A 22,499-nucleotide genomic window follows, 5' to 3' on the forward strand; every position below is an offset into this window, starting at 1 on the left:
GGCGACTGGGCTGCGGGCGAGCGAAACTCCGGAGCAAGGCGCATGGACCATCGACCCGGCTCGGCCCGATCAATCGTCCTTGCGCTCAGCCGTCCGGGCTACTCCGAGCTTTGCCGCGACGCGCTGAACTTCTTCGTCGGAAGGCGCGGCCGGAAGCGCTTCGCCGGGGGCTAGGGCTTCGTCGGGAATGCCGGGACCCGTTCCCGCGATGCTTTCATCCGGCGCGCGTTCGTTCGGGCCGTTGCTGATCTTGCGCTCGTCCATTGGGAACCTCCCTGTGTATCCGGTCAACGCACAGGTGCCGCGGATTGCGCCACCGATGTCGCGGTTTTCGGGCTGGGGCGATCCTTGTCCCAGCATCGCGAAACCTTTGATGCTGCCGCCCGTTCGGGGTTTTCCCAATCAGGAGACAGACAGTGAGCACAGGCGAACCTTCGCGCCGGGCGTTGCTTGGCGGGGCGGCGTTGGGTTTGGCGGCCACTGCCGCTCCCGGATTGGCCCAGAGCGCAGGCCCGGGCGCGGCACCGGCTCCGCTGCGGGATCCGCGGAGCAAATATACAGCCGGGCCTTTTCCCGAACAGCGCCAGCCCTGGCCCGGCCTGCAGAGCAAGATGAGCCCGCGGCCGGATTGCGGGGAGACCAGCTACAAGGGCTCGGGCAAGCTCCTGGGCCGGAAGGCGCTGATCACCGGCGGCGACAGCGGCATCGGACGTGCGGCAGCCATCGCCTATGCCCGGGAAGGTGCCGACGTCGCGATCAACTACCACCCGGACGAGGAGCCGGATGCCCGCGAGGTCGTCTCCCTGATCCGCGAGGCCGGGCGCAAGGCGGTGGCCATCCCCATGGACATTCGCGGCCTCGACAATTGCAGGCGCATTATCGCGCGCGCAGTGGAAGGGCTGGGCGGCCTCGACATCCTCGTCAACAATGCGGCCTACCAGCAGAGCAAGGCCGACATCTCGGAGATCAGCGACGAGCAGATGGTCCGGACGTTCGAGACCAACATCTTTGCGACCTTCCGCCTCAGCAAGAGCGCCATCCCGCACCTGAAGCCGGGCGCCGTGATCATCAACACGGGTTCGGTGAACAGCTATGATCCGGGCGAGGAACTGCTCGACTATGCCTCGACCAAGGGCGCGATCCTGATCTTCACCAAGGGTCTCGCCAAGCAGCTCGCCAAGAAGGGGATCCGCGTCAACATGGTCGCGCCGGGCCCGTTCTGGACGCCGCTGCAAGTCGCCGGCGGGCAATTGCCCGGGAAGCTCGGCGAGTTCGGCAAGGACACGCCGCTCGGACGCGCGGGCCAACCGGCGGAACTGGCGGCGCATTACGTGCTTCTCGCCTCCGACGATTCGAGTTTCACCACCGGTGGGGTGGTCGGGGCGAATGGCGGCAAGGGAAACCCCTGACGCGGCCGGGCCGGTTGCGAGCCCGGGAACTCCTCTGGTTCCCGCGGCTTGAGCCGGCATGACCGATAACGAATGGATCGCCGCGGGTTGGACAAGCCGGCAGGTGCGGGCGAACGGCATCGAGTTGCATGTCGTGGAGGCCGGACCGGGAGACGGGCAGCCGCTCATCCTGCTGCACGGCTTCCCGGAATTCTGGTGGGCCTGGCGCAAGCAGATCCAACCCCTGGCCGACGCCGGCTTCCGGGTGATCGTCCCGGATTTGCGGGGCTATAATCTGAGCGAGGCGCCGCAGGGTCTCGCCTCCTACGACCTCGACGTGCTGGCAGCCGATGTGGTCGGCCTGGCCAAGGCTCTCCACGTGCCGCGTTTCAACCTCGTCGGCCACGACTGGGGCGGGGTGGTCGCCTGGTGGGTCGCGGCTCGCCACGCCGATCATGTCGAAAAGCTGGTGATCCTCGACGCGCCGCATCCGGACGTATGGGGAGCGCAGGCGCTCAAGCACCCAACCCAAGCGCTGCGGAGCAGCTATGCCATGTTCTTCCAGCTTCCGTGGCTGCCGGAAGCCGTGTTCGGAAGCTTCGACTTTGCAGGCTTGCGCACGATGATGGAGGGCTCGGCCGCTCCCGGCGCGTTCGAAGCGGGAGCGCTCGACCGCTACATGCAGGCCTGGCAGCGGCCGGGGCGGTTTACCGCCATGCTGAACTACTATCGCGCGCTTCGGCATCGAAGGTCGGGCGGATCGGCGCGGATCGGGGTGCCCACGCGTATCCTTTGGGGCGGAAAGGACAGCTTCCTGGAGCCGCATGTCGCACGTGCGAGCCTGGGGCAGTGCGAGCAAGGTGACCTGGAGATCCTGGAGGATGCGACCCACTGGCTTCATCTCGAGCAGCCCGAGCGGGTGACGGCGCGGATCCTCGATCACCTCCAATCTTGAACCGGTCGCCACGACCGGCTGGCGGGGCGGGATAGAAGCGCCCCCGGGATCGTTCGGACGTCACAAGCTTGAATAGTGGGGCTGACGGCATGCGCTTTTCGGGACAGGTGGCATTGGTAACCGGCGCGGGCTCGGGCATCGGCAAGGCCGTTGCCCTGCGGCTCGCGGAAGAAGGCTGCGCAGTCGGGGTGCTGACCCACACCGCCGAGGATGCCGAACAGGTTGCCCGCCAGATCGCGGATGCAGGCGGTCGCGCTCTGCCGCTCGTCGCGGATGTCTCCGCCGAGGATCAGGTGAAGGCCGCGGTCGCCGATCTCGTGCGCGCCTATGGGCGGCTCGATCATGTGTTCGCGAGTGCCGGCATCAACGGCGTCTGGGCGCCCATCGACGAACTCGGGCCCGACGAGTGGGACCGTACCATCAACACCAATCTGCGGGGCACGTATCTCACGCTCCACTATGCCGTGCCGCACCTGAAGCATGCGGGTGCCGGCGCCATCGTCATCACGGCATCGGTGAACGGCACCCGCATTTTCTCGAACGCCGGCGCGACCGCATACAGCTGCACCAAGGCGGCGCAGGTCGCGATGGCAAAGATGCTCGCGCTGGAGCTCGCCAAGTTCCGGATCCGCGTGAACGTGATCTGCCCGGGACAGATCGAAACCGGCATCGAGGAGAGCACGACGCACCGCGACGCGGCGGTCGCGGGCGAGCCGGTCGAATATCCGGAAGGGAAGATCCCGCTGACCGATGGGGAGCCCGGCACCTCTGACGAAGTGGCGGACCTCGTGCTTTTCTTGCTTTCGGATCAGGCACGACACATCAGCGGCACACCGGTTTGGATCGACGGCGCGGAATCGCTGCTGGTCGGGTGAGGGAGCTGGTGGACGATCTGCAGCCCCGCTGGCTCGTCGAGCTCTTCCTTCCGACCACGTCGAATGAAGGTGCCCCCTTCACACGAGAGATGTTCGACCGGGTGCGCGATGAGCTTCTGCAGGCGTTCGGTGGCGTCACGCTGTTCAGCCGGAGTCCGGCCGAGGGGCTTTGGGCGGAGGGGCGCGGCGACGGCACCGCCCGTGATCGGATGATCACGGCAGAGGTCATGGTCGATGACGTGGACCGAGACTGGTGGGCGCGGTACCGGCGTGATCTGGAAGCCCGATTTTCGCAGGAAGAGATACTGATCCGCTGCTATCGCATATGGACGCTCTAGGAGCGGGTAGCCAAGTGGCGCGGTTGCGGATCGGTACCGCGGGCTGGTCGATCCCGCGCGAAGCCGCCGAGGCGGTGCCGGGCGAGGGAACCCATCTCCAGCGCTACGCGCATCACCTCGACGCCGCGGAGATCAACAGCAGTTTCCATCGCCCGCATCGGGCCTCCACCTACGCGCGCTGGGCGGCGAGCGTCCCGCCGCACTTCCGCTTCTCGGTGAAGCTGCCGAAGACCATCACCCACCAGCACAAGCTGGTCGGCTATGGCGATCTGCTGGGGCGCTTCGCTGACGAGATCGCGGGCCTCGGCAGCAATCGCGGGCCGACGCTGGTGCAACTGCCGCCCAGCCTTGCGTTCGAGCCGGCGGTTGCGGGCGCGTTCTTCACGGAACTGGCCGCGCGGCTGGGGCCGGCGATCGTCTGCGAACCCCGGCATCCCAGCTGGTTTGAGGAAGCGGCCGAACGACTGCTCCGCGACCATGCAGTCGCGCGCGTGGCTGCCGACCCTGCGGTTCATCCCCGCGCGGCCGAGCCGGGTGGATGGGCGGGGCTGGCCTATTTCCGGCTGCACGGGTCGCCGGTCATCTATCGGTCCTCATACGATGCGCTCGCCATCGCTCGCCTTCATGACGCGATGGCCGCGGCGGGCACCGCCGCCGCCGAGTGCTGGGCGATCTTCGACAACACGGCGTCCGGCGCGGCGCTTCCCAACGCATTGCAGCTCACCGAGTCCTTTGGAACCGATAAGGATCGGATCCAGGGCTTGGGGCGCAACCATTTGGGATAGTTGACGTTTCAGCTCCTCCGACCTGGCAGCGCAAGCCTGTCCGCCGCCAGTTCCCACCCCCCTGTCGTCTGCGAGCGTCCATGCGTATCCTTGTCGCCGAGAGTGAGCCGCCCGCCGCCCGCGAGAAGCGGCGGGACAGTGTCGGCCGCAGTTCCGGCGAGACCTTCCTCAAGCGCCTGGGTGACCTGGCGCCGGATGCCAGTTGTGACCGCGTGAAGCCGGCCGACCGTGGAAGCAGCGTGCCCGATGCCGTAGGGCTGGAGGGCTATGATGCGGTGTTTCTCACCGGTTCGCCGCTGCATCTGTACGAGGACACGCCCGAAACACGACGCGAGGTCGACTTCATGCGAGCGGTCTTCCAGTCCGGCACGCCTGCCTTCGGTTCGTGCGCCGGGCTGCAGGTCGCGGTGGTTGCGGCTGGCGGCACGGTTCGGGCGATGCAGGAGCGGCGGGAGGCGGGCTTTGCACGCCGGATCGCGCGCCAACCGGCGGGGGAGGGGCATCTCCTCCTCGACGGGCGCCCGCCGGTCTTCGATGCGCCGGCGATCCACACCGACGAGGTCGATGCGCTTCCCGAGGGTGCCCGGTTGCTAGCATCGAACTCCGTGACGCGCGTCCAGGCAGCCGAGATCCGCCACGGGAACGGCATCTTCTGGGGCGTGCAATATCATCCGGAAATCTCGTTGCGCGAAGTCGCCGCTGCCCTCCGCCGCCAGTCGGAAGACCTGATCGAGCACGGTCTCGCGCGGGACGAGCAGGACGTGGAAAGCCATGCCGCGCTGGTGGAGGAACTGCACCGCCAGCCCGATCGGCGCGATCTCGCGTGGCGGCTCGGACTGAACGAGCAGGTGACGGATGCGACTGCGCGCATGACGGAGCTGCGCAACTTCCTCACCCATCTGGTGCTGCCGACCCGCTCCGCCCGGAGCCGCGCCTGAGCGGGGCCGACATCCGCCGGTCCTTCCGGTGCGTTCGTGCGTTGAGCCTCGGTTTTGGCGCCATCACCTTTCCGGAAGGGAGCTGTCCTACGTGAAATATCGAGCCGTATTCTTCGACGTCGACGGGACGCTGGTCGACAGCAACGACATGCACGTGCTCGCCTGGGAGGAAGCATTCCGGAGCATCGAAGCCGATTTCGACCGCGCGACCATCCACGGCCAGATCGGCAAGGGCAAGGACATGCTGGTGCCGACGCTCATCCCCGATGCGGACGCGGACCTGATCGAAAAGCTCGGGGAGGCGCATGGCGCGGTCTTCAAGCCCGACCTGCTGGAACAGGTGCGGCCGTTTCCCGGCGCGCATGACCTGCTCGCCCGCGTCCATGCGGCGGGGCAGACGGTGGTGCTTGCCTCGTCCGCGTCGGCCGAGGAGGTCGATCATTATCTCGACCTGCTCGATGCGCGCGACCTCGTCCAGGCGACCACGAGTTCCGGGGATGTCGAACATACCAAGCCGGCGCCCGACATCTTTATGGCTGCACTGAAGAAGGTGGCACCATTGTCCGCAGAGGAGGTGTTGGTGGTCGGCGACAGCCCCTATGACGTGGAGGCAGCCAGCAAATGCGGTATCGCGACCATCGCTTTGCTTTCCGGCAAGTTCCCCGAGGAGACGCTCCGCGAAGCAGGCGCGATCGCGATCTACGACGATGTCGCGGCGCTGCTTGCGGAGTATGACCGCTCGCCGTTGGGACGCTAAGCCGATGTCCGGCTCCCGCGACAAGGACCTGAAAAGCGAGGGCGGTCCAGAGGCCGAGCCCGTGGAAGGGTTGACCGAGGAGGAGGTCGATTCCGTCGACGAGCGCCGCTCGGGCTCGCCCAAGGTCGTCCACGAGGTCATCCGGCTCCAGGGCGACGAGGAGCTCGGAAGACCGCTGGCCTCGCTGATCTTCTCCGGTTTTGCGGCAGGGGTGGGCCTCAGCGCGTCGATCCTGGCCGAGGCGTTCTTGCAGGAGAAGCTGCCCAAGGAACCCTGGGCGGAGTTGATCTCCTCGCTCGGCTATTCGGTCGGCTACGTGATCGTGATCTTGGGCAACCTGCAATTGTTCACCGAGAACACGGTGACGGCCGTACTTCCGCTCGCCACTCACCCGACGCGGCGGAACCTTGCCCGGCTGCTTCGTCTCTGGGTCACCGTCCTGGTTGCCAACCTGGTCGGCACCTTCTTCGTCGCCTTGCTGGTCGCCCATCAGATCATCGTCGGACCGGAGCAACTCTCCGCCACGCTGGAGGTCTCGCGCTCGGTGCTCCGGCATGATGCGATGACGACGCTGATGCTGGGCATGCCGGCCGGCTTCCTGGTGGCGTCGATCGCATGGATCCTGCCGAATGCGAGAGGCAGCGAGTTCTGGGTGATCGTCCTGATCACCTATGTGATCGCGCTGGGCGGCTTCAGCCATGTGGTCGCGGGATCGGGAGAGGCCTGGCTGCTCTGGCTGCAAGGAGAGGTGGGGCTTTCGGACGCCATCGGCCGCATCATCCTGCCGTCGTTGCTGGGCAACATCATCGGCGGCACCGGCCTGTTCGCGGTGCTCGCCCATGGCCAGGTGCACGGGGAGCTTGATCCGGACGAGGGCGAATAGCGGCAGTTCCTGAGCGCCGGAACCCTGGGGCCGGCCACGCGTCTGCACGGGATGGCAGCAAGGTTCAGGCACCTCGCCGGGATCGCCGTCCTGGCGACCGCGGCGCTCCGTCCGGTGCCGGCGCTCGCATGCACCCTGTGTCATTCGCCCCAGGCAGCATCCGTGCGCGAACGCCTGCTGGCGGGCGACCTGTGGTGGAATGCCTGCGCGGTCGCGTTGCCGCTGACGCTCCTGCTCGCGGTGGTCGCTCTGGTCCTTCGAGAGCCTGAGGAAAGGTCCCGGTCATGATCGCCAGCCGCCGACCGCTTCTGTCCGCCGGCCTCGCACTCGGCATGGGCATGGGCGGCTTCGTGGACGGGATCCTGTTCCACCAGATCCTGCAGTTTCACAACATGCTGTCCGGCCGAATTCCGAACACCGACTATGTCGGCGCCAAGGTGAACATGGTGTGGGACGGCTTCTTTCACGCCGGCGTCTGGATGCTCACGGCCATCGGCATCGCGCTTCTCTGGCGCGCGGGGCGTCGGCGCGACGCCGACCTGTCTGGGCGCTTTTTCAGCGGCGCCCTGCTGATCGGCTGGGGCCTGTTCAACCTGGTCGAGGGGGTGATCGACCACCACCTGCTTCAACTCCACCACGTCTATGAACCGGCGGGGCTCTCCGTGTGGGACGGCCTGTTCCTGCTCTGGGGAGCAGGGATGGTCGCGGTTGGCTGGTGGCTGTGTCGGCGCCGCTGAGGGCAGCGAATGCCGGCCACACCTCGGAGCAGGCGCAACGCTTCCGACCTCGCTGCGTTCTGGACTGGACGAGCGGCCCTTCAGCCACTCCCTCTCTGTCGCGACGAGGAATCCTCAAGATGCCCGCGATGAACAATCGTGGCCTGTCGAGCCCGCGCCGAAGAGCCGTCCCTACCATCCCGTCGGCCGAACAGGATTTCGGCCGACGACGCAAAGGAGCCCACCGATGAGCACGGAACGTAAGGCAACGCTGTACCGCATGGTGCTGCCGGAACACACCTGCCCCTTCGGCGTGCGCGCCAAGGCCATGCTGGAAGCCGCCGGCTACGAGGTCGAAGACCATCTGCTCCGGTCCCGCGAGGAAGTGGACCGGTACAAGGAGGAGCAGGGCGTTTCCACCACGCCGCAGGTCTTCATCGACGGGGAACGGATCGGCGGCAGTGACGATCTTGAGCGCTTCCTTGCCAGCAACTGAGCCCCGGCCAGAAATCCAGGACGTGAAGATTGTCCTGGTGCTTGGCGGCGGCAACGCCCTCGGCGCCTATCATGCCGGCCTGTATGAGGCGCTCCACGATGGCGGCATTGAGCCGGAGTGGATCGTCGGCACCTCGATCGGCGCGGTCACGGGCGCGATCATCGCAGGCAACTCCCCGGAGGACCGGGTGGATCGCCTCCGCAAGCTCTGGCGCCCGGCGGACGAGCAGGGCTGGCCGATGCCGTGGGACATGCTGCCGGAAGGGTGGCGCCGGACCGGTGCCGTGGTGGAAACGCTTCTGACGGGTCGCGCCGGACTGTTCGGGCCGCTCGGCTCCTATCCCGCATGGCGGCAGGGGGACGGGGCCGCCGGCTCGCCCGCCGTCTACGACACCCAGGCGCTGAGCAGCACGCTTCAGGATCTTGTCGACTTTGACCTGCTCAACCGCGGCCCGATGCGCATGACGGCCGTCGCGGTCGACATCGAAACCGGTGAGGAGGTTCTGCTGGATACCGCCCGGCAGCGGCTGTCGGCGGATCATATCCGCGCGAGCGCAGCCCTGCTGACCGCCTATCCGGCGGTGGAGGTGGACGGCCGCCTCCTCGGAGACGGCGGACTGTCGATGAACCTCCCGATCGATCCGGTGATGCTCGACTCGGGTTCCACGCCGATCCTGTGCATCGCGTCGGACCTTCTTCCGCTCTCCTCGCGCCGACCCAAGACCATCGGTGAGGTTGCCGGGCGGATGCAGGACCTCGCCTTTGCGGCCCAGTCCCGCAGGACGCTCTCGCGCTGGCGCGCTTTTTTCGAGAATGGCTGCCCGGGGCGGGAGACGTGCCGCTCGGTCGCGCTGGTGACCACCGCCTACCGCGACCAGGAGCAAGAGGTCGCCGGCAAGGCGATGGACTTCTCCCCACCATCGGTGCTGCAGCGGTGGAACAGCGGACGTCGGGACGGCAATGCACTCGTGCATCGGCTGCGGTCCGGCGAATTCACTCGCGGGCAGAACGATCTCACCATTCACGATGCTGCCAGTGACGGCAGAATTACTGCTTGAACTAACGTACGTTAAAAGGTTCCAACAATTCGTCGTGAGTTTCCTTTTCTTTGGGAACAACCCGATTGCTGGCGGGATTGGAGGGCATCGCAACGCAGAAGAGGGAGGTGTTGATGGCGTCAACGGCGATCTCGAAGGAGATGCTGCCAGTCAGCCCCTACTTCCTGGCGCTGCGAGAAGATCTTCGTCGCCCTAGAAAGCCGCTTGCCCGGTTCCGATCGGGTGAACTCGAGGTGGAGGTGGTCGCCGCCCCCGACGGTGTCTTCGCGCTCGTGCGACGCCCCGGGAATGGGGGGCTCGCGCTGCGGGCCGCCTTTATCGCCGCACCGTTCGAATGCGAGGTGCTGGATGCCCGGCCCGGCGAATCTGCTCGCCTTCGGGTGACCAGCGGCATGGGGGAACACCACATCGTCTTCGCGATCGGGTCGGAGGCGCTGGAGATCCTGCGCATCACCGTCTGCCTGACCCCTGAAACGTCGATCCTCATCCCCTTTGCGCCGCGGGACCTCTACCCCCTCGGGCGCGAGGATGATCCGGTTGCCGCAAGCGGCACGGTCGAAGCGGCCCAGCGGGGCTTGAACGGCGGGCTGATCTACTTCCGCATCGAGGAGCCGGACTTCGGCAATGTTCTCTACTTCCAGAACCTCACCGCGCTGAACGACTATTACCGCGACACGGGCACCAAGCCGGATGGGGTCGTGGGCGGGGAATGGCCCGAACTCGGCTATCTTCTGCCGACGCCCGAGCGTGACCAGGATCCGGCGTCCGCGGCGCTGGAGGCGGGCAAGATCGTCACGATCTCCGACGCGATCGTGGTGTTCCGCTACATGGCACCGCCGGACGAACGGGAGTCCGCACGCCAGTTCATCCAGATGCTGGGCACCGCCTACAAGGCCTTGGAGCTTCCGCCGGTTCAGTATCGCGACTGGGTGGATCGAGCGGAACGGGCTGCCCGCGACTTGGCGGAGGCGCCGGAGGCGACCATCCGCCACTATGGGCACCGCTACGTCCATCCGTATACCGCAGCGGAGTATCCCGACATCATGGTCCAGATGTCGGTGATCACCGCCCTGCACGACTGGGGCAAGTGGCGAGGCGAACCGCATCCCTTGGAAGCCGAACTGAAGGCGGGCCTGCACAAGTTCTACGACCCAAAGCTCGCCACGCTGCGCCGCTATCTTCCCAACGTCGGCAAGGACAAGGACGCCGACGCGGTCGACAGCTGGTACCTGTACCACCCGCTGCTCAACCTCGGCATCCTGGCGCTGGACGGCGACGCGGATGCGCGGGAGCTGTTCCTGTCCTCGCTCGAGTACGGCATTCGGGCCGCGCACCACTTCGAATACCGTTGGCCGATCCAGTACAACGTCACCGACTTCTCCATCATCGAGAAGACCGCGCCTGCCGATGGGCGGGGGCAGACCGACGTGGGTGGCATTTACGCCTGGGTCATGTTGCAGGCGTTCGAGCTGACCGACGACAAGCGGTATCTCGACGAGGCCCGCGCGGCGATCGAAGCGGCAGTGGGGCTGGGGTTCAACATCAACTACCAGGCCAATTTGACGGCCTGGGGCGCCGCCGCCTGCATGCGCTTGTGGCGGATCACCAATCGCGAAGTCTATCTCCAGCAGAGCTACGTCTATCTCGCGAGCTTCTTCCACAACAGCATCTTGTGGGACAGCCGGATCGGCCATGCCGAGCATTACGAGACCTTCCTCGCCGTGACTTGCCTCCAGGACGCGCCCTACATGGCGATGTACGAATGCTTCGACACCTTTGTCGCGTTCGAGCGGTTCCTGAACGACAGCGGCCCGGAACTCGAGCCGGAAGCGCGCATGCTGATCAGCGAATATTGCAAATATGTCCTGTCGCGCGCCTGGTACTATTATCCGGACGCACTGCCGCCCGAGGCAGTGTCGGACACGCAGCGGGAGCCCAACGGGCACATCGACCCGAAGCTCTCCTTCCCCTTGGAAGACCTGTATCCCGACGGGCAGCAGGCGGGCCAGGTGGGCCAGGAGGTTTATGGCGCCGGCGCCGCGTTCATCTTCGCGTCGCGGGCCTTCCACGACGTCGAGGGCGCACCCTTCCGGATCTACTGCGACTATCTGCTGGGAGGGATCGAGCGCACCGGTGAGCGCGCCGTGACGATCACCCTGGACGGGGTGGAGACCTGCACCGCCAACCTTCGGCTCGTGCGGCTCAAGCGGCGCAAGCTTCCCAAGAGCAGCGTCACCACTGCGGGTGGCGATGCGATCCGCCCGCACAGCAGCTCGGAAGACCGCACCGATTACAACGTGCCGGCCAACGGCCGCATCGTCCTCAGCTGGGAATAAACATGGCGATCGAGCATACGTCGCTTGCGGGCAAGCGCATCCTTCTGACGGGCGGTACCACCGGCATCGGTCGCGCGACCCTCGCGCTTCTTGCCGGGCAAGGCGCGCGTGTCCTCACCTTCGGCCGAGACCAGCAGGCGCTGGACCAGGCGCTCGCAAGCGCCGGCGGCGGGCAGGACCTGTTCGGCATCACCGCGGATGCCGCGACGAAGGAGGGGATCGAGGCCGTCTTCCAGGCAGTCGACGAGAAGCTCGGCGGCGTCGACATGCTGGTCGCCTGCGCGGCACTGGGCGCCGATCCGCTGGACGAGATGGCGGACGAGGATTGGCGCTACGTGGTCCAGACCAACCTGGTCGGCTACCTTGCGTCGGCCAAGGCGGCGCTGACGCGGATGGAGGCACAGGGCGGCGGGCACCTGCTCTTCGTTGGTTCGATCAGCACCGAGATCAAGGCGGAGGGCGAGAGCGTCTATTCCGCGACGAAGGCCGGGGTTCAGGCGTTCGCCGAAACTCTCCGCAAGGAAGTCGCGGACAAGAACATCAAGGTCAGCGTGATCCAGCCGGGCTCGGTCGACACCGACATGCAGGAGTGCAGCCCGGAAGAGAAGCGGGAAGCGGTGGCCAAGCAGGAGATGCTCCAGGCGGAGGAGATCGCCGAGGCGATCCTCTTCGTCCTCAGCCGCTCCTCGGCGTGCGACGTCGTCAATCTGCGGATCGAGCCCCGCGTGCAGAAGACGAGCTGAACTTCCCGTCCCATCCCACAACAAGGAGCCGGCCGCTCGATGAAGGCTGCACTCAAGACCGCCGAAGGCACGTTCATCGTTACAGAGGTCGAGCGGCCGATCCTGCCCGCATCCAACTTCGTGCTGGCACGCGTGCGTGTGGCGGGCATCTGCGGGACCGACCTGCGGCACTGGAAAAAGCACGAGCCGGAGCTGGAATGCCACATCATGGGGCATGAACTGGCCGGCGAAGTGGTCGAAGTGGGCGAGGGCGTCACCAACGTGAAGCCGGGCGATCGCGTCGTCATCGAGACGGTGATGGGAGACGGTGTCTGCGACTATTGCCGCATCCAGCGCTACAATATCTGCGAGCACCTCTACGACGTGCGAACCCAATATGTGTCGCGTGCCTATGGCGAATATGTCGCGGGTCCCGCCGAGAAGTTCTACAAACTCCCTGACCATGTGAGCTTCGAGGAAGCGTCGCTGATCGACACGTTCTCGGTGTGCCTGCACGCGCAGCATTTGTCCGGGCTCGGCATCAACGACACGGTGGCGGTGATCGGGGCGGGACCGATCGGCCTTGGGCAGATGATGCTCGCGAAGGCGAGCGGCGCGGACGTGATCATTTGCGACGTGGTGGACAGCGCGCTCGAACTGGCACGGGAGCTGGGCGCCGATGCGGTGGTGAACAGCGCCACCGAGGATGCTGTCGAACGGGTGAAGGCCTTCACCGGCGGACGCGGCGCGGACATCGTCTTCGAATGCGCGGGCGGCGAGTCGATGCCGCAGACGCTGCCGCAGGCCACCCGGATGGTGCGTCGCGCCGGCAAGGTCGTGATCGTCGGCGGCTTCGATGCGGGGGAGACGGCAATCCCGCTCGAATGGCAGCGTATCCAGATGTCGGAAATTCAGCTGATCCCCAGCGCCAGCTTCGCCATGCACCAGATCTACCGCGAACAGGGGATGATGCTGGACCTGATTGCCAAGGGGCGCATCGACGTGAAGAAACTGATCACCCATCGCTTCCCGCTCGACCGGATCAACGAGGCCTTCGACACGGCCGATCGCAAGCAGGAAACCGGCGCGGTCTTCGTGGCGATCACCCTATGACCGACGCGTCGATCCTTGCGGGCCGGCGGGTCCTGATCACGGGAGGCGCCGGTGGTGTCGGTCGGGCGGTCGCTGCCCGCATGATCGCGGCAGGGGCGCACATCCTGATCACCGATCGCCCGGAGGCGGACCTTGCCGGCGCGGCCGCGGAGCTCGGCCGCGGCGCACCGCTTTACGCCTTCGCGGCCGATCTCTCGACCAGTGCGGGCATCGCTGCGCTCTTCGGGGCGGTGGACGAGAAGCTCGGCGGGCTGGACATGCTCATCGCCTGTGCCGGCGTCGGATCGGGACCGCTCATGGAAATGGACGATGCCGGCTGGCGCTACGTGCTCGAAAGCAACCTTGCGAGTTATGTCGGCTGCACCCGCGCCGCCATCGAGCGGATCCGCGCGGCCGGGATCGACCACGGCATGATCGTGCTCGTCGGCTCGATCAGCGTCCACATCAAGGCGGTGGGCGAGAGCGTCTACAATGCCGCCAAGGGCGGCGTTGCTTCCTTTGCCGAGACGCTGCGCAAAGAGCTGATGCCGGAGCGCATCCGCCTGACGTTGATCGAACCCGGTGCGATCGGATCCGCGATGCAGCCCTACTCGGCCGAGGAGCGGAGCCGCTTTATCGAGGAATTCCAGATGCTGCCGCCGGCCGAGGTCGCCGATGCCATCCTCTATGCGGCGACGCGCCCCCGCGGCGTGGATGTCGTGACGCTGCGCATCGAGCCCTTGCACCAGAAGATCTACTAGGGCGTCGCCCTTCGAACGAGGCGATTGCTCGCCCGAGACCGCCGCAACCCGCAGCATCGCTGCGCGTTCTGCCGCCATGTCCAGCTTCGCGCCATCGCATGCATCGCCCGCCGATTCGGCGCCTCGCATCGCCGTCATCCTCATGGCGGTTCTGCAGATCCTGACGCCGGTGCTTCCGTCGCTGGGGATCGGTGAGCCGATCGGTTCCCAGTCCGATGCGGTCCGGACGCTGATCACGCCGGCAGGCTGGGCGTTTTCGATCTGGGGCCTGCTCTACCTCGGCTCGATGCTGTTCGCGATCTACCAGGCGCTTCCGGGGCAGCGGAACGATGCGCTGGTAGCGCAACTGCGTTGGCCCGCAGCCGGGGCGTTCCTGGGCAATGCCCTTTGGGCTGCCTACACGCAGGTTGCCGGGCTGACGGTGATCTCGGTGGCGATCATCGTCTGTACGCTGCTGTGCCTCCTCACCGCCTATCGCCGCATTTCCGATTGGAAGCCGCGCTTCACGACCGGCCAGCGCTGGCTTGCGGTTCTGCCGCTGAGTGCGCTCGCTGCCTGGCTGACCGCGGCGACCATCGTGAACATCGCGGCGGCGCTGCGCTTTCACGGGGTGGAGCTCGAAAACGGTGCGGTGGTGACGGCGCTGATCGTGCTGGTGGGTGGCATCATCGCCGCAGCGGCGCTGATCCGCGGCTGGGGCAACCCGCCCTTTGCGCTCGTATTTCTCTGGGCGCTCGCCGCCATCTATGCCTCCGGCGGGCAGCAGGCCGGCGTCGTCGCCGCCTCCACTGCGGCCGCCGCGCTGCTCGTCGTCGCTGGTGCTCTGCTTGGTCTACGGCGTACTGGCGCTTCTCGCTGGTTCGGGTAAGTTCTTGTGGGAACGACTTTCCGGTAAGCCGAACGCCGCAAGAAGCCTTGTGCAGGGAAGCTCCGTGAACCGAAGGTGAGGAGGTACCGTCTGCCATGAGGCCGAGCGACGCACTCAGATATACCGGAAGGGCGCTTTCGCTGGCCCTGCTCGCGACCGGCTCCGCAGCATATGCCCAGGAGGAGAGCGAGGAACGCGCTCCGTGGAGGACGCGGATCGCACTGGGGCCTCAGCTCGTGCCGAGCTTTCCGGGATCCGACTCGGTCAGCGTGCGCCCGCTGATCGACATCGCCCGCGCCCGAGGCGATGACCCGTTCCCGTTCGAGGCGCCGGACGAAGGCTCCGGTCCCATTCTGGCGCGCAGCAACGGATGGCAGTTCGGTGTCGCGTTCGGGTTCGAAGGCGATCGCTCGCGCAACGATACCGACGGGGTGCTGCCCAAGGTCGGCTTCACCGTCGAACTCGGCGGCTTTGTGCAATATGAGGTGGCGCCAGCGTTCCGCCTGCGGACCGAGTTCCGGCAGGGTCTGGGCGGCCATGAAGGGCTGATCGGCACCGTAAGCGCGGACTATGTCGCGCGCGACGGCGACCAGTGGCTGTTCTCCCTGGGGCCGCGCGCCACCTTCGCCAACGGTCGCTACCACCGCGCATACTTCGGCATCAGCGAGGAGACCGCGGCAACGACGGGGCTGCCCGCGTACGACGCGGAGGGCGGCTTGCAATCGGTAGGGGGGACGGCCGGCCTCATCTTCCAGGTGACCCCACGCTGGGGGCTTTACAGCTACGCCAAGTACGACCGTCTGGTGGCGGATGCCGGCCGCTCCCCGGTCGTGCGCAACTTCGGCTCGCGCGACCAGCTGTCGGGCGGACTCGCCGTGAGCTACACCTTCCGATAAGCCGGGGCGGCTGACGGACGCGGCATTGCCGCAGTTCGTCCAGCCGGCCTCCGGCGATGCATCGCCCGCACCTTCCATTAAGGCTTTCGCGGGAAGGTGCCGGGCATGCACCGTTCAGGATCAGGGGAGAGGCCCACCGGATTGTCTTGCGCCGAGGCAGGCGCAGATTGTAACGGGCCCCGCCCGCCTCGGAGTTCCCTTCATTCCCCAGATTGCCGCCCTGCCGTATCGTTCCGAAGGTCCCGCCAGGGACGCGTCCGTGCGCGTCCTGCTGGTCACTTCGCGCGAGACCAAGCGGTGGGTGATCCCGAAGGGCAACCTGGACAAGGGCGAGGCGCCGCATGCCGGCGCCGCGCGGGAGGCGGAGGAAGAGGCCGGTGTTCTCGGCCTCGTCTGCCCGACATCCCTGGGATCGTATCGCTATCGCAAGCGGCGGCGCAACGGCGCCTCGCTGATGATCGACGTCGAGGTGTTTCCGCTGGCGGTCAGCCAGGAACTCGACAGCTGGAAGGAACAGTCGGAGCGCGAGCGCCGCTGGTTCAGCTTGCCCGAGGCTGCGGCCGCGGTCGAGGAGCCGGACCTGCGCGAACTGATCCGTTCCTTCGGGCCTTCGGAAATGAAAGCAGCAATACGGCGCACCGATCTGCTCAGCACGGTGGCCGAAAAGTCTAAGGTGAATCGCATGTTCGGATGGTTTCAACGGCTGCTTCCGAAGACCGGAAATTTCTTCGATATGTTCGAGGCGCATGCCCGGACCGTAACGGCGGGTGCCGATGCCCTCGCGCGGCTGCTGCAGGACGGCAATCGTGACCACATCCAGGAGGTGATCGAGCGCGAGCACGACGCCGACGACATCATCCGCGAGGTGCTGCGCACCGTGCGCGAGACCTTCCTGACGCCGTTCGATCGCGGCGCGATCATCAGCCTGATCGGCTCGATGGACGACGCCATCGACGAGATGCAGGCAGCCGTGCAGGCGATCGACCTCTACGAGGTCACCGAGTTCGAGCAGGAGATGAAGGACATGGCGGCGATCATCGTCGACGCGTCCCGGATCACGGCAGAGGCGATGCCGCTGCTGCGCGACCTTGGAAGCAATGGCGGGCGTCTTCACGAACTGACCGAACGCCTCGTCCGCATGGAAAGCCACGCCGACGAGATCCACACGGCGGGGCTGAAGCGCGCGTTCAAGGAACTGGGGCCGGAGGATGCGCTGCGCTTCTCGGTCCAGCGCGAGATCTACAAGCATCTCGAGCGCATCGTCGACGCGTTCGAGGACGTGGCGAACGAGATCGACGGCATCGTCGTCGACCACGCCTGACGCACCCCCATGCACGAACTTGCCCTGCCGCTGCTGATCGGGTTGATCCTGGTCGCGCTTGCGTTCGACTTTTTGAACGGCCTGCATGATGCGGCGAACTCGATCGCGACCGTGGTGGCGACGCGGTTGCTGCGTCCTGTCCACGCCGTCGCTTTTGCCGCGGTGTTCAACTTCGCCGCCTACTTCCTGACCATCGCTTTTCCGGCGCTGCACAAGGTCGCCGACACGATCGGCCAGGGGCTGATTGACAAGGACCTGATCACGCCGGCGGTGGTGTTCGGGGCACTCGTCGGCGCCATGTTCTGGAACGTCGTAACCTGGCTGAAGGGGCTGCCCTCCTCGTCCAGCCATGCGCTGGTCGGCGGCATGATCGGCTCGGGCGTCGCCCATGCCGGCATGACCGGCATCCAGTGGACCGGCCTCAACAAGACGCTGATCGCCATCGTGCTGTCGCCGACCATCGGCATGATCCTGGCGATGCTGGTGATGCTGATCACGAGCTGGCTGTTCGCGCGTGCCACCTCGCGCAATGCGGAGCGGTCGTTCCGGGTCCTGCACCTTCTCTCGTCCGGCGCCTATTCGCTCAGCCACGGGCTGAACGATGCGCAGAAGACGATGGGGATCATCACCGTGCTGCTCTACTCGACCGGCTATCTGCACGGCGCGTTCGAGGTGCCGCACTGGGTAGCGATCAGCTGCTACATCGCGATCGCGCTCGGTACGCTGACGGGTGGGTGGAAGATCATCGAGACGATGGGCTCGCGCATCACCAAGCTGTCACAGCACCAGGGGTTCAGCGCCTCCCTGGCCGGCTCGATCGTGCTGTTCTGCGCCTCGTTGCTCGGTATTCCCGTGTCGACGACCCACACCATCACCGGCGCGGTGATCGGCGCGGGGACTGCGCGGCGCGCCTCGGCCGTCCGCTGGGGCGTGGCGAGCAGCGTGGTCGTCGCCTGGGTCATCACCATCCCGGCGTCGGCCGCGGTGGGTGCGCTCTTCTACCTCCTGACGCGGCTGTTCTGAACGACAGCCGCGCTTACCGCGGCAAGCGCGCGTCGAGCGCCTCAGCGACGGCACGCATGCCGTCGCGGTTGGGGTGGTACGGAACCGGACCTTTCCCCTCTGCTGCATAGCCGCTCGTCCAGGGTTCCGCGTCGCAGACGTCGTGTTCGCGCGACAGTGCGGAGGCGCGGACCAGGCCGGCGCCCGCCCGGCTCGCGGCTGCGGCGGTGGCCTCCTCCAGGTGGCGCGCCGTCCTCCGCAGCATTTCGGCCTGCTCCGGCGAGACCGGGGTTCCCGCACAGGGCTGACCGTCCGGCAGCAGGCTGAGATAGTCGACAAACACCAGCCTGGCACCCGGTGCGCGCCGATGCACCTCGGCGGCGATGCGATCGAAGCTCTGCGCGAGCCGCTCCCATGCCTCGTTCGTCGGCGGCTGAATCTCGCGCCCGGCCGAGGCGTTCATCAGGCTGCCGACATAGTTCACGTCGTTGCCGCCGATCGTGACCGTCACCAGCGCCGTGTCGGGCGTGAGCGCGTCCAGCTGCGCCGCCAGTTCGTTCCAGGGGCCCAGGATGTGCGCCGTGGTAGCGCCCGAGCAGGTGACGTCGACCAGCGTCAGCCCGCGCATGCGGGCGAACTGGTGCGCGTAATTGTTCGTCGATCGGCCGCAGCGGGCGGCAGGCGTGGCGACGCGCTCGGGGATACCGGGGCCGGCCGCAAAGGAACTGCCCATCGCGACATAGCGGGCGCCCGCGCCGAGAGTGGGCGGGACAGGCGCATGCGCGCACCCGGCGACTGCCGCCAGAGGCAATGCGCATCCGAGCCAGCGGTCGATCAAACGGCGCATGATCCTCTCCTTCTCTGATGCGGAGGGTAGCGGCCCCGCCGAGAGGCATGCAACCTTTCCCACGGGCACCCTTGACGTTCATGATACAAGGTATCATCTCCCGCGCTCGTTGGCGTTGAGGTGCAAGCATGGAACGACAGATGGCCGCGCGGCGGCAGCAATGGCTGGACGGCGCAGCGATGGGGGCATCGCTGCTCTGCCTGGCGCACTGCTTGCTGCTGCCCGTCCTGATCGTCGCGGTCCCGATGCTCGCCGCCTTCCTGACGCTGCCGGAGAGCTTCCACGCGCTTGCCTTCGCCTTCGCAGTGCCGACGAGTGCAGTGGCGCTGGGGCTGGGGTTCCGCCGCCACCGCCACCCGCTGCCGCTGGTGATTGCCGCGCTCGGGTTGCCGCTGCTGGGTGCCGGCGCGTTCCTGCCCACCGGACCCGTGGTGGAGACGGCGCTGAGCGTCGCCGGTGCGCTGCTGTTGGCCCTGGGTCACGGCTGGAACTGGCACGCGAGTACCCGCCCGCCTGCCATCGCCGGCTGAGCTAGAGCAGCACCGCATCCTTCGGGAGGAGCGGCGGCGGCAGATCGGTCCGTCCCACGGCTGCCAGCAGTTCCCGCTCCACCGTGCGGACGAGGGCGTCCAGCGGCAGGTCGTTCGTCTCCTGCCCGAACGGGTCCTCCATCTCGTCACCCAGGGCGTCGAGCCCGAAGAAGGTATAGCAGACCACCAGCACGACCAGCGGGGTCCACCAGCCGAGCGATTGCGCAAGCGCGAAGGGCAGCAGCAGGCAGAAGGTATAGGCCGTGCGATGGAGGAGCAGCGAATAGGCGTAGGGCAGGGGCGTCGCCTTGATGCGCTCGCATCCGGCCTGCACCTGGGCGAGGCCGGTCAGCGGCTGTTCCAGCACCGAGTAGCGGATGTCGGTGATATGGCCGTCCTGCACCAGCCGGCTGCATGCGCGCCCGACCGACCGCAAGGCCGCATCGGTCGGGTTCGGCTGGTCTGCCCAGTCCTTCCCGTCAGACCAAGGGACGATCGCGGCCGCTTCGGGCTTGCCGCGAAGGCGCGCTGCCAGACCGTGGCTGAACCCCACGAGCCCCATCAGCAGCGGCGTTCGGATCTCCGGTGCAAGGTGCGCGGTCTGGCGGGCGAAGGTGCGAACCTCGATGATCAGCTGGCCCCAGAGCTTCCGACCTTCCCACCAGCGATCGTAGCACGCATTGTTGCGGAAGCTCATGAAGATCGAGAGCGCGAGGCCGATCAGGGTGAAGGGGATTGCACCAAGCTGCGCGAGCACGGCTGGCGTGCGTGCGGCGAGCAGCACGGCGGCGCTGGCGATCAGCAGCATCGCCGCCAGGCGAGGGGCGATGCTGCCGATGATCGATCCGCGGACGCGAAACAGGATATCCCACAGCGTGGGCCGGCGAAGGACGATCATGGGCGATCCTCAGGAACGATCCCCGCCGGTTCCGCCATGCGCCTGAGTCGGTGCAAGCCCCTCGTCAACGGCCGTAGATGCGGTCGAGCACCTCGGCACTGCGCACCAGTTCTTCCGCATCCTCTGTGAAGCGGGGCGAGCGGGCCAGGCCCTCGGCCCAGTCCGCGCCGGCGCGACCGCCCCACGCGTCCGGTGCCTCCGCAAGCAGGTGCCGTGTGGTGCCCTCGAATCGTTCGGCGCGGAAGTCGTAGAAGGAGCCGTTGAGGTTGCGCAGCGCCGCGGCCCCGCCGGTGCCGTAGAAGCTCGCGTCGATCACCGCGTCCTGCCCGGCGGGCAGACGCCAGGAGCAGGCGAGGCGTACCACCGTACCGCCCGCCAGCACCAGCGTGGCGACGGCATAGTCCTCCACCTGGCGATCTGGATCGGCGAGGGGGTGCCCCCCGCTCGACAGGTGAGACGTGACCTCCCGCACCTCCGGAAAACCGAGCGTCCAGAGCGCCAGGTCGACCAGGTGCACCCCCAGGTCCATCACGCAGCCGCCGCCCGACAGCGCGGGATCGTAGAACCACGGCTTGTCCGGGCCATAGGCGTTGTGAAAGGTGAGGTCGATCGCGTGGACATGGCCGAGCGCGCCGTCGCGCACCAGCGGCGCGATCTGCTGCATGCCGGCCGTGAACCGGTAGGAGAAATCCACCGACAGCAGCCGGTCGGCTCGCCGCGCGGCATCGACCACGGCGCGTGCCTCGGCGGCGCTGCGGCCGAGCGGCTTCTGGCAGAAGACGGCGCAGCCGGCTTCCAGTGCCTCGATCGACTGGCTGGCGTGAAGCGCGCTGGGGCTCGCGATCACCACACCGTCGAGACCGAGCGCCAGCATCGCGCCGAGCGAATCGACCACCGCTGCATCCGGCGCGAGCTTCTGCGCCTCCGCCACCATCTCGGGTGAGGGATCGCTGATCGCCGCTGCCTCGACCACGCCGGTGGCGAGCATCGCCTCCATGCGGTGACGGCCGATCCAGCCGACGCCCAGGAAGCCGAGCTTCGGGCGGATCATGCGGCGTCTCCGAACGTCACCAGCGCCTTCACGAAGCCGTCGGGCTTGTCGCGGGTCGCGAGCAGCGCCTCGTCCAGCCGGTCGAGCGGATAGCGGTGGGTATAGAGCGGCGTCGGGTCGAGCCGGCCGGAGGCCACCGCCTCCGCGGCTTCCCGCAGACCGCGCAGGTTCACCGCTGGGTCGCGCTCGTGCGCGCTGGCGATGTCGATGCCCTTCCAGTTCCACATCTGCATGTTGACCTGGCGGGGACCGTCCTGGTGATAGCCCGCGATCACCAGCCGGCCGCCCTCGCGCACCAGCTCGCCCGCCAGATCGAGCGGCCACTGCTTGCCGACGCATTCGATCACCCGGTCGCAGCCGCGCCCGTCGGTGAGGCGCTTCACGTCCTCCAGGATGCGCCAATGGTCATCCATGACGATCGTCTCGGCCGCGCCATAGTGACGGGCGAGATCGAGCGAGGACTGGCGCCGCGAGATCGCGATCACCCGTGCACCCGCCTCGGTCGCCAGCCGCGTCAGCACCGCGCCGAGGAAGCCGATCCCCACGATCGCCACCGTCTGTCCCGCCTGCACGTCCGCGCGGCGGAAGATGTTGAACGCGCAGCCCAGCGGCTCGCCGGGGAAGGGCTTGCCGGCCAGCGCCTCCGGCAGCTTCACCAGCGCACCGACGTCGGCAACATCATATTCGGCGTAGCTCTTGCCCGACAGCATCGCCACGCGGTCCCCGATCGCAATGCCGGTGACGTCCGGGCCGAGCGCGTCGACGATGCCCCAGCCTTCATGCCCCATGCCGCCCGGCTCTCCTGGGAACTGGGACCAGGGTTGCCCCTCGAACGGCTCGACGTTGGAGGCGCAGACGCCGCAGCCCTCCAGCTTCACCCGGACCTGGCCTGCGCCAGGCTCGGGCAGGGCGACCTGCTGCAGTTCCATGGTGGCGGGCGCGGCGAGCACCGCCGCGCGCATCGTCTCGGTCATCGTCATTCCTGGT

25 protein-coding genes are annotated in these 22,499 nt (G+C 67.1%); 20 read left to right on the forward strand and 5 right to left on the reverse strand.

Going from position 1 to position 22,499, the window contains the following annotated elements:
• Positions 1-69 precede the first annotated feature (69 nt).
• Positions 70-264, reverse strand: coding sequence for a hypothetical protein (locus tag MHZ35_RS09730; protein ID WP_239435420.1), 195 nt, complete (start codon positions 262-264; stop codon positions 70-72).
• A 347-nt stretch (positions 265-611) separates the two neighbouring features.
• Between MHZ35_RS09730 and MHZ35_RS09735 the strand changes: the two genes are divergently transcribed.
• The 19 genes from MHZ35_RS09735 (at position 612) to MHZ35_RS09825 (ending at position 18,207) form a co-directional block, all read left to right on the forward strand.
• Positions 612-1,409: an SDR family oxidoreductase gene (locus MHZ35_RS09735; protein WP_274615795.1), complete on the forward strand. Its 798-nt coding sequence runs from the start codon at positions 612-614 to the stop codon at positions 1,407-1,409.
• Between the two features lie 58 nt (positions 1,410-1,467).
• The gene (locus MHZ35_RS09740) at positions 1,468-2,343 is read left to right on the forward strand and encodes an alpha/beta fold hydrolase (protein ID WP_239435421.1); all 876 of its coding nucleotides are present in this window, start codon (positions 1,468-1,470) and stop codon (positions 2,341-2,343) included.
• Positions 2,344-2,432: 89 nt separating this feature from the next.
• Positions 2,433-3,218, forward strand: coding sequence for an SDR family oxidoreductase (locus tag MHZ35_RS09745; protein WP_239435422.1), 786 nt, complete (start codon positions 2,433-2,435; stop codon positions 3,216-3,218).
• Between the two features lie 8 nt (positions 3,219-3,226).
• Positions 3,227-3,556: a hypothetical protein gene (locus MHZ35_RS09750; protein WP_239435423.1), complete on the forward strand. Its 330-nt coding sequence runs from the start codon at positions 3,227-3,229 to the stop codon at positions 3,554-3,556.
• 14 nt (positions 3,557-3,570) lie between these two features.
• Positions 3,571-4,341 (forward strand): DUF72 domain-containing protein, encoded by a 771-nt coding sequence (locus tag MHZ35_RS09755; RefSeq protein ID WP_239435424.1) that lies wholly within the window; start codon positions 3,571-3,573, stop codon positions 4,339-4,341.
• Between the two features lie 80 nt (positions 4,342-4,421).
• The gene (locus MHZ35_RS09760) at positions 4,422-5,279 is read left to right on the forward strand and encodes a type 1 glutamine amidotransferase (protein ID WP_239435425.1); all 858 of its coding nucleotides are present in this window, start codon (positions 4,422-4,424) and stop codon (positions 5,277-5,279) included.
• Positions 5,280-5,370: 91 nt separating this feature from the next.
• Positions 5,371-6,036 (forward strand): HAD family hydrolase, encoded by a 666-nt coding sequence (locus MHZ35_RS09765; RefSeq protein ID WP_239435426.1) that lies wholly within the window; start codon positions 5,371-5,373, stop codon positions 6,034-6,036.
• Positions 6,037-6,040: 4 nt separating this feature from the next.
• Positions 6,041-6,919, forward strand: coding sequence for a formate/nitrite transporter family protein (locus tag MHZ35_RS09770; RefSeq protein WP_239435427.1), 879 nt, complete (start codon positions 6,041-6,043; stop codon positions 6,917-6,919).
• A gap of 284 nt (positions 6,920-7,203) precedes the next feature.
• On the forward strand, positions 7,204-7,656 hold the full coding sequence (locus MHZ35_RS09775) for a DUF2243 domain-containing protein (RefSeq protein ID WP_239435428.1): 453 nt from the start codon (positions 7,204-7,206) through the stop codon (positions 7,654-7,656).
• A gap of 226 nt (positions 7,657-7,882) precedes the next feature.
• A complete protein-coding gene (locus MHZ35_RS09780) occupies positions 7,883-8,131 on the forward strand; it encodes a glutaredoxin domain-containing protein (protein ID WP_125960615.1) in 249 nt (82 codons plus the stop codon).
• Between the two features lie 22 nt (positions 8,132-8,153).
• Positions 8,154-9,188, forward strand: coding sequence for a patatin-like phospholipase family protein (locus MHZ35_RS09785; protein ID WP_239435429.1), 1,035 nt, complete (start codon positions 8,154-8,156; stop codon positions 9,186-9,188).
• Between the two features lie 113 nt (positions 9,189-9,301).
• Positions 9,302-11,524: a hypothetical protein gene (locus tag MHZ35_RS09790; protein WP_239435430.1), complete on the forward strand. Its 2,223-nt coding sequence runs from the start codon at positions 9,302-9,304 to the stop codon at positions 11,522-11,524.
• Between the two features lie 2 nt (positions 11,525-11,526).
• Positions 11,527-12,267 carry an SDR family oxidoreductase gene (locus MHZ35_RS09795; RefSeq protein WP_239435431.1) on the forward strand — a complete coding sequence of 247 codons (741 nt, stop codon included), beginning with the start codon at positions 11,527-11,529 and terminating at the stop codon, positions 12,265-12,267.
• Positions 12,268-12,306: 39 nt separating this feature from the next.
• The gene (locus MHZ35_RS09800) at positions 12,307-13,359 is read left to right on the forward strand and encodes a zinc-dependent alcohol dehydrogenase (RefSeq protein ID WP_239435432.1); all 1,053 of its coding nucleotides are present in this window, start codon (positions 12,307-12,309) and stop codon (positions 13,357-13,359) included.
• Entirely contained in the window at positions 13,356-14,099 is a 744-nt protein-coding gene (locus tag MHZ35_RS09805) for an SDR family oxidoreductase (protein ID WP_239435433.1), read from the forward strand. The genes MHZ35_RS09800 and MHZ35_RS09805 overlap by 4 nt, the downstream gene beginning before the upstream one ends.
• 142 nt (positions 14,100-14,241) lie before the next feature.
• Positions 14,242-14,967, forward strand: coding sequence for a hypothetical protein (locus MHZ35_RS09810; protein ID WP_239435434.1), 726 nt, complete (start codon positions 14,242-14,244; stop codon positions 14,965-14,967).
• A gap of 95 nt (positions 14,968-15,062) precedes the next feature.
• Entirely contained in the window at positions 15,063-15,863 is an 801-nt protein-coding gene (locus MHZ35_RS09815) for a MipA/OmpV family protein (protein ID WP_274615797.1), read from the forward strand.
• A 259-nt stretch (positions 15,864-16,122) separates the two neighbouring features.
• Entirely contained in the window at positions 16,123-17,184 is a 1,062-nt protein-coding gene (locus tag MHZ35_RS09820; RefSeq protein ID WP_239435436.1) for a DUF47 family protein, read from the forward strand.
• A gap of 9 nt (positions 17,185-17,193) precedes the next feature.
• Entirely contained in the window at positions 17,194-18,207 is a 1,014-nt protein-coding gene (locus MHZ35_RS09825) for an inorganic phosphate transporter (RefSeq protein WP_239435437.1), read from the forward strand.
• Between the two features lie 13 nt (positions 18,208-18,220).
• Here the strand turns inward: MHZ35_RS09825 and MHZ35_RS09830 are convergent, their stop codons facing one another.
• Complete coding sequence (locus MHZ35_RS09830) at positions 18,221-19,033, reverse strand: SGNH/GDSL hydrolase family protein (RefSeq protein ID WP_239435438.1); 813 nt, start codon at positions 19,031-19,033, stop codon at positions 18,221-18,223.
• A gap of 128 nt (positions 19,034-19,161) precedes the next feature.
• Between MHZ35_RS09830 and MHZ35_RS09835 the strand changes: the two genes are divergently transcribed.
• Positions 19,162-19,563 (forward strand): MerC domain-containing protein, encoded by a 402-nt coding sequence (locus MHZ35_RS09835; protein ID WP_239435439.1) that lies wholly within the window; start codon positions 19,162-19,164, stop codon positions 19,561-19,563.
• 1 nt (position 19,564) lies between these two features.
• Here the strand turns inward: MHZ35_RS09835 and MHZ35_RS09840 are convergent, their stop codons facing one another.
• The 3 genes from MHZ35_RS09840 to MHZ35_RS09850 form a co-directional block, all read right to left on the reverse strand.
• On the reverse strand, positions 19,565-20,461 hold the full coding sequence (locus MHZ35_RS09840) for a bestrophin family protein (RefSeq protein ID WP_239435440.1): 897 nt from the start codon (positions 20,459-20,461) through the stop codon (positions 19,565-19,567).
• A gap of 64 nt (positions 20,462-20,525) precedes the next feature.
• Entirely contained in the window at positions 20,526-21,512 is a 987-nt protein-coding gene (locus tag MHZ35_RS09845) for a Gfo/Idh/MocA family protein (protein ID WP_239435441.1), read from the reverse strand.
• On the reverse strand, positions 21,509-22,486 hold the full coding sequence (locus MHZ35_RS09850; protein ID WP_239435442.1) for an MDR/zinc-dependent alcohol dehydrogenase-like family protein: 978 nt from the start codon (positions 22,484-22,486) through the stop codon (positions 21,509-21,511). The genes MHZ35_RS09845 and MHZ35_RS09850 overlap by 4 nt, the downstream gene beginning before the upstream one ends.
• Positions 22,487-22,499 lie beyond the last annotated feature (13 nt).

Source organism: Sphingomonas sp. ACRSK, from assembly GCF_022346685.1.
Classification (GTDB): domain Bacteria; phylum Pseudomonadota; class Alphaproteobacteria; order Sphingomonadales; family Sphingomonadaceae; genus Sphingomonas; species Sphingomonas molluscorum.